Source organism: Streptomyces sp. NPDC058964 (assembly GCF_042741275.1).
Lineage (GTDB): Bacteria > Actinomycetota > Actinomycetes > Streptomycetales > Streptomycetaceae > Streptomyces.
The window spans coordinates 13,860-22,673 of the sequence record NZ_JBHYKH010000095.1 but is presented as its reverse complement, the minus strand read 5'-3'; the positions used below and the strand labels follow the sequence as shown (position 1 = coordinate 22,673).

Here is an 8,814-nt window from a genome sequence, read left to right as displayed (position 1 = left end):
GCCGAGCGTCTGTCTAAACTGCTCGCGGCTTGATCAACTCACCACGGTGTTGCTACGACCCCTGGAATCCGCCAAGCACTCCGGGGCCCTCGTGTGTTCCCGCGCCTCCGCGGTCAGCCGACGCCCCCCTGGAACGCCTCCAGGATCCGTTCGGCAGCCAGCGTCGCCGTCAACGAGCCGTCCCTGACCTGCTGTTCGAGGGCGGGGGCGGCTTCGCGTACCGCGGGGTCGGCGTGCAGTCGGCCGAGCAGTTCGTCGCGCACCATCGCCCAGGTCCAGCCGACCTGCTGGTCGCGCCGTTTGGCGCCGAGCCGGCCGGTGGAGTCGAGGAGCGTACGGTGCTGCTCCAGCCGCTCCCAGACGATGTCCAGGCCGGTCGACTCCCGGGCGCTGCAGCTCAGCACCGGCGGGGTCCAGAAGGCGTCCTTGCCGTGCATCAGCCGCAGGGCGCCCGCCAGCTCGCGTGCGGCGGCGCGGGCGTCGCGCTCGTGCGGGCCGTCCGCCTTGTTGACCGCGATCACGTCGGCCAGCTCCAGGACGCCCTTCTTGATGCCCTGCAGCTGGTCGCCGGTGCGGGCCAGTGTGAGCAGCAGGAAGGAGTCGACCATGTCGGCGACCGCGGTCTCGGACTGGCCGACCCCGACGGTCTCCACCAGGATCACGTCGTAGCCCGCGGCCTCCATCACGACCATGGACTCGCGGGTCGCCTTGGCCACGCCGCCCAGTGTGCCCGCGCTGGGGGAGGGGCGTACGAAGGCGTCCGGGTCCACCGCGAGGCGCTCCATCCGGGTCTTGTCGCCCAGGATGGAGCCGCCGGTGCGGGTGGAGGACGGGTCGACGGCGAGCACCGCCACCCGGTGCCCCAGTGAGGTCAGCAGCGTGCCGAACGCGTCGATGAACGTCGACTTGCCCACGCCCGGCACCCCGCTGATGCCGATCCGCCGTGCCCGGCCGCTGTGCGGGAGCAGCCCGGTGAGCAGCTCCTGCGCCAGCGCCCGGTGCTGTGGCCGGGTGGACTCGACGAGCGTGATGGCGCGGGCCACCAGGGCCCGCTTACCGTCGAGCACACCCTTCACATACGTGTCGAGATCGATCGCTGCCATGGGGCGCTACAGGTCGTGGCCGAGGTCGGCCGACAGCCGCTTCACCAGGTCGTGCGCCGCGTCCGGGATCACGGTCCCGGGCCCGAACACGGCCACCGCGCCCATCTCCAGCAGCGTCGGCACGTCCTGCGGCGGGATCACCCCGCCGACCACGATCATGATGTCCTCCCGGCCCTCCTCGGCGAGCTTCTCGCGCAGCGCCGGTACGAGGGTGAGGTGACCGGCGGCCAGGGAGGACACGCCGACCACGTGGACGTCCGCCTCGACCGCCTGGCGGGCGACCTCCTCCGGGGTCTGGAACAGCGGGCCGACGTCGACGTCGAAGCCGAGGTCCGCGAAGCCGGTGGCGATCACCTTCTGGCCCCGGTCGTGGCCGTCCTGGCCCATCTTGGCCACCAGGATGCGCGGCCGACGGCCCTCGGCCTCCTCGAAGGCGTCCACCAGGGCACGGGTGCGGTCCACGGACGGGGACTCCCCTGCTTCGTTGCGGTACACGCCGGAGATCGTACGGATCTGGCTCGCGTGCCGGCCGTACACCTTCTCCAGGGCGTCGGAGATCTCGCCGACCGTGGCCTTGGCGCGGGCCGCGCGCACGGCCAGTTCCAGCAGGTTGCCGTCGCCGTCGGCCGCCCGGGTGAGCGCGTCGAGCGCGTCCCGGCAGGCGGTCTCGTCCCGCTCCGCGCGCAGCCGCCGCAGCTTCTCGATCTGCTGGGCGCGCACGGAGGAGTTGTCGACCTTGAGGACCTCGATCGCCTCGTCGTTCTCCACCCGGTACTTGTTCACGCCGATCACCGGCTGCCGGCCGGAGTCGATGCGGGCCTGCGTGCGCGCGGCCGCCTCCTCCACGCGCAGCTTCGGAATGCCGGCGTCGATGGCCTGCGCCATACCGCCGGCCTGCTCGACCTCCTGGATGTGCGCCCAGGCCTTGCGGGCGAGGTCGTACGTCAGCTTCTCCACGTAGGCGCTGCCGCCCCACGGGTCGATGACCCGGGTCGTGCCGGACTCCTGCTGGATGAGCAGCTGGGTGTTGCGGGCGATGCGCGCCGAGAAGTCGGTGGGCAGCGCGAGCGCCTCGTCCAGGGCGTTGGTGTGCAGCGACTGGGTGTGACCCTGGGTCGCCGCCATCGCCTCCACACACGTCCGCGTCACGTTGTTGAACACGTCCTGGGCGGTCAGCGACCAGCCTGAGGTCTGCGAATGCGTGCGCAGGGAAAGCGACTTGGTGTTCTTCGGCTCGAACTGGCCGACCAGCTTGGCCCACAGCAGCCGTGCCGCCCGCAGCTTCGCGACCTCCATGAAGAAGTTCATGCCGATCGCCCAGAAGAACGACAGGCGGGGCGCGAACGCGTCCACGTCCAGACCGGCTTCCCGCCCCGCGCGGATGTACTCGACACCGTCCGCGAGGGTGTACGCCAGCTCCAGGTCGGCCGTCGCACCCGCTTCCTGGATGTGGTACCCGGAGATGGAGATGGAGTTGTACCGCGGCATCCGCTGCGAGGTGTAGGCGAAGATGTCGGAGATGATCCGCATCGACGGCTTCGGCGGATAGATGTAGGTGTTGCGGACCATGAACTCCTTGAGGATGTCGTTCTGGATGGTCCCGGCCAGCTTCTCGGGCGGTACGCCCTGTTCCTCCGCCGCCACGATGTAGAGCGCCAGCACCGGCAGCACGGCGCCGTTCATCGTCATCGACACGGTCATCTTGTCCAGCGGGATGCCGTCGAACAGCTGCCGCATGTCGTAGATCGAGTCGATGGCCACGCCCGCCATCCCGACGTCACCGGTCACGCGCGGGTGGTCGCTGTCGTAACCCCGGTGCGTGGGCAGGTCGAAGGCGACCGACAGGCCCTTCTGGCCCGCCGCCAGGTTGCGCCGGTAGAACGCGTTGGACTCCTCGGCGGTGGAGAAGCCCGCGTACTGGCGGATCGTCCAGGGCTGGTTGACGTACATGGTCGGGTACGGGCCGCGCAGATACGGCGCGATGCCCGGGTAGGTGCCCAGGAAGTCCAGGCCCTCCAGGTCACGGCCGGTGTAGAGCGGCTTGACACCGATGCCCTCCGGGGTCTCCCAGAGCTGCTCCTCGGCGCCGGTTGCCCCCTTGACGGCGGTACGCCACTCCTCGGCGTCGGCGGCGGTTCCCTCGGCGGTCCCCAGCTCGATGCCGGAGAAGTCGGGGATTCCCATCAGGACACTCCCATGCGGTCGAGGGTCGCGGACAGCAGGGCGACGGCGTCGCAGCCCGCGAAGACGTACGAGTCGATGTCCGCGTACTCGGCGGGGCGGCCGGCGAGGACCACGTGGCGGGCGCCCGACTCCTTCAGGGACCGGGCCACCTGTTCGGCCTGCTCCTCGTACAGGGCGTCGCTGGAGCACAGCACGGCCTCGGTGGCGCCGCTGTCCTCGAAGCGTCCCTCGGTGACCGGCTCGATGCCGCCCGCCTGGAAGAGGTTGGCGGCGAACGTCGAGCGCGCGGTGTACGCGGCGGCCGAGCCGATCGTGGCGAGGAAGACCCGGGGGCGGGAGCCCGTCGCCGCGAGGTGGGCGTCGGAGCGGGCGCGCAGCTCCTCGTAGGCCTCGTCCCGGCGCACGCGCGGAAGACCTCCCGACGGCGGCTCGGGAGCGGGTTCGCGCTCCACCGGCTTCTCGGCCAGGTGCGGGAACTCGCTGACTCCGGTGATGGGTTCGCGCCGCTTGGCGAGCTTCTTGGAGCGCTCCGCCCAGGTCGTGGCCAGGTCCGTACGGATCCGGCCCGAGCGCAGGACGGCCGCCTGGCCGCCGTCCCGCTCGATCGAGCGGAAGAACTCCCAGCCCGCGCGCGCGAGTTCGTCGGTGAGCGACTCCACGTACCAGGAGCCGCCCGCCGGGTCGATCACCCGGGCCAGGTGGGACTCCTCGAGCAGGATCGTCGACGTGTTGCGGGCGATGCGGCGGGCGAACGCGTCCGGCAGGCCGAGCGCGTGGTCGAACGGCAGCACAGTGACGGAGTCGGCCCCGCCGACCCCGGCGGCCAGCGTGGCCACCGTCGTGCGCAGCATGTTCACCCAGGGGTCGCGGCGGGTCATCATCACCGGCGAAGTGACGGCGTGCTGCACCTGCGCGCCCGCGCCGGGTGCCCCGCAGACCTCGGCGACCCGCGCCCACAGCCGGCGCGCCGCGCGCAGCTTGGCGACGGTCAGGAACTGGTCGGCGGTGGCCGCGTAGCGGAACTCCAGCTGCGCGCAGGCCTGCTCGACGGTGAGGCCCGCCTCGGTCAGCTCACGCAGATAGGCCACGCCGGTCGCCAGCGAGGCGCCCAGTTCCTGCGCGGCCGAGCCGCCGGCCTCGTGGTACGGCAGCGCGTCCACGGTCAGCGTGCGCAGCCCCGGACAGGTCTCGGCGCACCGCGCGGCGAGGGCGGCGACCGGCGCGAAGTCCTGGGCGGTGCCGGTGCGGGCCTCGTGACCCAGCGGGTCCGCGCCGAGGTTGCCGCGCACCGCCTTCGGGTCGACGCCCCGCTCCTCGTACAGCCGCAGCAGTTCGGCCGCGGCGGCCTCGACGTCGCGGCCGGCGTCGAGTACCACCGGAGCCAGGTCGAGGTAGACGCCGTCGAGGACGCGGGCGAGCCCGGAGACCGGGATGCCGCCCCGGCCCACGAGCAGCCAGAGCGAGGTGACGCCGTTCTCCAGGTCGGTCAGGATCGCGCCGTCCTCGACCGCCGCGTGCCGCTGCCGTACGTCCCAGCCGCCCGCGGTGTTGCCTTCGGAGCGGCCGCCGCGCACGAACGGGGCGAAGCCGGGCAGGCCGGGGTCGGGCGCGGTGTCGCGCGCGGTGTAGAGGGGCCGGGTGCGCAGCCCGTCCTCCAGCGTCGTGGACAGAGCGTCCTCAGCTGCGTCGCCCGAGACTTCCTTGCCCGACTTGCGCAGCACACCCTCGACCAGGCGTTGCCACTGCTCGTGTGTCGCGTCAGGGAACTCGGCGGCCAGTGAGAGCCCGTCGTCAGGCAGGACCGTCATGGCTCGGATGCTAGGGCAGGCCGCTTAAATGGCAGCAGCGCGGGGGCTGTGACGTTGCCCATCTTGTGGTTGTGACCTGTGCCTCTCCCGTGTCGTACGCCCTTTTTCGTACGGTCGGCGGGGCCGCTCAGCAGGTCCCGTCGGCGAGTCCCGGCAGCAGCCCGCTGACCGCCTCGCGCTGCTCCGGTCCGACGAATTCGGCGAGCGCCTCCCTGACCGTCGCGGCGAGCAGTGAGGAGGCGTCGCGGAGCCGCCGCCGCGCCTTGTCGGTGAGGGTGACCTGTACGCCCCGCTTGTCGCCGCAGACCGTCTGACGGGTGACCAGACCCGCGTGCTGGAGGCAGGCGATCTGGTAGGTGAGCCGGGTCTTGGGGCGGCCCAGGAGGTCGGCGATCCGGGTCATGCGCAGGCCGTCCTGGGGGTGTTCGGCCAGCAGGCACAGGATGAGGAACTCGTCGTGGGAGACGTCGAGGTTCTCCTTCACCGTGGAGCGCAGCCGCTGCTCCACCGCCCCGGTCGCGGCGAGCAGGAGCATCCAGGCACGCAGTTCGCCGGGGAGCAGTCCGTCGCCCTTCAGGGATGGACATTCGGGCTGGTCGGCGGGGTGCTCGTCGGGGGCGGCCATGGCATCGAGTCTACCTGTTGTCCAAATTTGAATGATGGGTTAGCGTGAGGTCATCCAAATTTGAACCACTGAGACCGGGAGTACGACCATGACCGTCGCCGTGGAAACGGGCCTCTGGCAGCTCGACCCGACCGCCTCCACCGTGGCCCTTCGCCACAGGACCTTCTGGGGCCTGGTCACCGTCAAGGGCACCTTCGCCGCCGTGAGCGGCCACGGCGAGGTCCGGCCCGACGGGACCGCCACCGGCACCGTGACGCTGGAGGCGGCCTCACTGGACACCGGGAACGCCAAGCGCGACACCCATCTGCGCTCGGCCGACTTCTTCGACGCCGAGAACCACCCCGAGATCACCTTCGCCGTCCGCGGCGCCGAGCCGCGCGACGGCGACACGGCGCACGTCACCGGACAGCTGACCGTGCGCGGCGTCAGCCGGCCGCAGGACCTCACCGCCCGCCTCGCCGGGGCGGACGCCGGGGCGCTCACCCTCGAGGCGGAGTTCACCGTGGACCGCGACCGGTTCGGCATGGGCTGGAACCAGATGGGCATGCTGCGCGGGCTGACCACGGTGACCGCCACGCTGCGGTTCACGCGCGCCGCGGCCTGAGCCGGCGGGTCAGCCCGTCCGGCCCGTGCCCTTCCTCAGCCGTACGTCCTGGCTGGACAGCGTCTGCGGGGTCCCCGTGAAGGCGCGCAGCCGGATCCGGACGCTCGGCTTGGGAAGCGGGAACCTGCCCTTGGGCGGCCGGAGTTCGACGGTCGCCGTGCTGTGGGCGGGAACCGTGGCCGGACCCCGCACGAGCGACCAGTACTTGGTCATGCCCTGGCCCGTGGTGAGCATGTAGTGCGGGGTGAGCGCGGTGCCCTCCGTGTTGACCACCTTCAGGGTCAGCGTCGAGACCACGTCCGCCGAGGCCCGGCGCACCGAGGCGACCTGCATCCGCAGCGGCGGCCTGCCCGACGCCGCCAGGGTCGCGCACACCAGCGGCGGCGTGATCAGCAGCACGATCGCCGCGGCCAGGGCCGGGCGGCGGCGGGTCCCGGTCAGCGGCCCGGGGCGCGGCTGCCAGGCGTGCGCGAACTCCGGCAGGGGCGCGGTGACCGCCGCCGCCAGCCAGAGCGGGGTCATCATCAGGTAGTAGCCGTCCTGGGAGCGGGTCGCCAGGTAGAAGGCCAGCCAGGGCAGTACGGTCGCCGCCGGGCCCAGCCGCCGTACGAACAGCACGAGCAGCGCCAGCAGCGCGGCCGCGAAGAGCATGCTCGCGTGCGAGTACCAGTCGAGCCGGTCACTGCCGTTCGTGAAGTACAACGAGATGCCCACCAGACCCTGGCCGTGCAGCACCGCGCCCTGTGTCAGCGGCAGGGCGATCCCCTCAAGCCACGGGCCGGGCTCGGAGACGATGAAGTACGTGTTGATCAGCAGCCACACCAAGGCCGCGACCCCCACGATCCGCAGTATCACCAGCCCCGCCGCGCGTCGGCCCAGCTCGCCGCGGCGCACCGCGTAGATCCCGGCCAGCAGGAACGGGGCCGCGAACCAGGGAAGCTGCTGCGCCGCGCACGCGGCCCCCAGACACGCCGCCCGAGCGATCCCGGCGGCACCCAGCCTGCCGCCCTGCCCGGTCCGCGGCCAGCGCACCACCACCGGCACCAGCAGGGCCATGCCGAGGATCGCCGGGTAGCCGAGCCGGGCGTACGAGGGCAGGAACCCGAAGCCCAGGCAGACCATCGTGGCCGCCGATCGCCAGGGAGGGGGCAGCATCCGCCACAGCACGACCGTGCCCACGATCAGCGCGCAGGTGCTCACCGCCGTCGCCGCGGCACCGCCGTGCCCCAGCCACAGCAACGGGGCGGCCAGCAGCGGGGCGAGCGGGGGATAGCCGTACGTGAAGTCGTAACTGCCGCTTATCGTCGCCGTGAGCGGGATGCCCTTGCCGGCGAAGAGCCAGGGCCAGGGCTGTCCGTAGAGGGTGTGCCCGGCGGCCAGCTCCCTGGCGGCCTGGGTGGTGAGCACCGCCTCGTCGCCGCCGCTGTGGTTCAGCGCCCAGTTGCACAGGGCGAGCGTCACCGCGGTTACCAGGACCACCAGGTCCAGGCGTGCCAGCGAGCGGGAGCGGCGGACCGTCAGGGCGAGCACCCCGGTGACCAGGATCGAGGCGTAGCACACGGAGATGACCGCCGCGAGGACCAGGCGGTGGGTGGCCGCCTGGGTCCACACCGCCCGAGTCCCGATGAACAGGCTCACGTCGGCGAGGAGGGTCAGGACGCGGTGCCACTGTGCCGGGGTACCCGGGGCGGCGGACACCGCCGACTGCGTCCGCCGGCCGGGAGTCACCAGCTGTTTTTCTGCCAAGTGCACGACATCGGACCGTAATCGCGACCGGTGAGCGACGCGTCGCAGGAGGTGAAGAGTCCGGTGTGAGGGCGGTAAGAAACGGGCTTTTTCGTACATGTGTCGCACGCGGGGCGTGAGAAGGGGGGCATCTGGATGGTCGCGCTTCGTGTCGTTGTTGGGCCGAACGGGTGACTTGGCGTAAGAATTGGCCGGTGCAGGCATTGAGTGCGAGTCAGTTCGGGGGGATCCGGTGAGCCGTTACGACGTCACCGATGAACAGTGGGAGGGGCTCGCCCAGGTCGTGCCGTTGCGAGGGCGCGACGCCTGGCCGTCCGCGGTGAACCACCGCTCCCTCCCGGACGCCGAGACCGAGACCCGGCGCCGGTTCGTCGTCCTGCGGGTCAATGTGTTCGCGGACGCCCGTGAAGTGGCCGAGACGCTCATGGCGGGCGTGCCGGTCCTGCTCGACCTCTCCGGTGCGGAGACAGAGACCGCCAAGCGCGTCCTCGACTTCAGCACCGGCGTCGTCTTCGGACTGGGCAGCGGGATGCACCGCGTCGACCGCAACGTCTTCCTGCTCACCCCGCCCGGCACCGAGGTCAGCGGCCTGATGGAGGGGGCCGGTATCTCGGGGACGTGAGCGCGGGGAAAGCTCGCGCGCGGGCGCGGTCCCTCGTTCGTAGGAAGGTCCCGACGCCGGAACGGTTCGCCGTGACGCCGGAGCCCTACGGTCCGGACATGGCCCTGCCCCCCACATCACCC

General features: G+C 71.7%; 7 protein-coding genes. 2 read left to right on the top strand and 5 right to left on the bottom strand.

The window, feature by feature from the left end; all coding sequences use genetic code 11:
• Positions 1-113: 113 nt before the first annotated feature.
• The 4 genes from meaB to ACFW2E_RS14875 all read right to left on the bottom strand — a co-directional run bounded on the left by meaB (position 114) and on the right by ACFW2E_RS14875 (position 5,720).
• Complete coding sequence (gene meaB, locus ACFW2E_RS14890) at positions 114-1,103, bottom strand: methylmalonyl Co-A mutase-associated GTPase MeaB (RefSeq protein WP_384466348.1); 990 nt, start codon at positions 1,101-1,103, stop codon at positions 114-116.
• Positions 1,104-1,109: 6 nt separating this feature from the next.
• Positions 1,110-3,287: a methylmalonyl-CoA mutase gene (gene scpA, locus ACFW2E_RS14885; RefSeq protein WP_384466346.1), complete on the bottom strand. Its 2,178-nt coding sequence runs from the start codon at positions 3,285-3,287 to the stop codon at positions 1,110-1,112.
• The gene (locus ACFW2E_RS14880) at positions 3,287-5,095 is read right to left on the bottom strand and encodes a methylmalonyl-CoA mutase family protein (RefSeq protein WP_384466344.1); all 1,809 of its coding nucleotides are present in this window, start codon (positions 5,093-5,095) and stop codon (positions 3,287-3,289) included. The genes scpA and ACFW2E_RS14880 overlap by 1 nt, the downstream gene beginning before the upstream one ends.
• 127 nt (positions 5,096-5,222) lie before the next feature.
• Complete coding sequence (locus tag ACFW2E_RS14875) at positions 5,223-5,720, bottom strand: MarR family winged helix-turn-helix transcriptional regulator (RefSeq protein WP_384466342.1); 498 nt, start codon at positions 5,718-5,720, stop codon at positions 5,223-5,225.
• Positions 5,721-5,808: 88 nt separating this feature from the next.
• Between ACFW2E_RS14875 and ACFW2E_RS14870 the strand changes: the two genes are divergently transcribed.
• Positions 5,809-6,324 carry a YceI family protein gene (locus tag ACFW2E_RS14870; RefSeq protein ID WP_384466340.1) on the top strand — a complete coding sequence of 172 codons (516 nt, stop codon included), beginning with the start codon at positions 5,809-5,811 and terminating at the stop codon, positions 6,322-6,324.
• Between the two features lie 9 nt (positions 6,325-6,333).
• Here the strand turns inward: ACFW2E_RS14870 and ACFW2E_RS14865 are convergent, their stop codons facing one another.
• Positions 6,334-8,022, bottom strand: coding sequence for a hypothetical protein (locus ACFW2E_RS14865; protein WP_384466350.1), 1,689 nt, complete (start codon positions 8,020-8,022; stop codon positions 6,334-6,336).
• A gap of 280 nt (positions 8,023-8,302) precedes the next feature.
• Here ACFW2E_RS14865 and ACFW2E_RS14860 point away from each other — a divergent pair, with 280 nt between their 5' ends.
• Positions 8,303-8,692 (top strand): cell division protein SepF, encoded by a 390-nt coding sequence (locus tag ACFW2E_RS14860; protein ID WP_384466338.1) that lies wholly within the window; start codon positions 8,303-8,305, stop codon positions 8,690-8,692.
• Positions 8,693-8,814 lie beyond the last annotated feature (122 nt).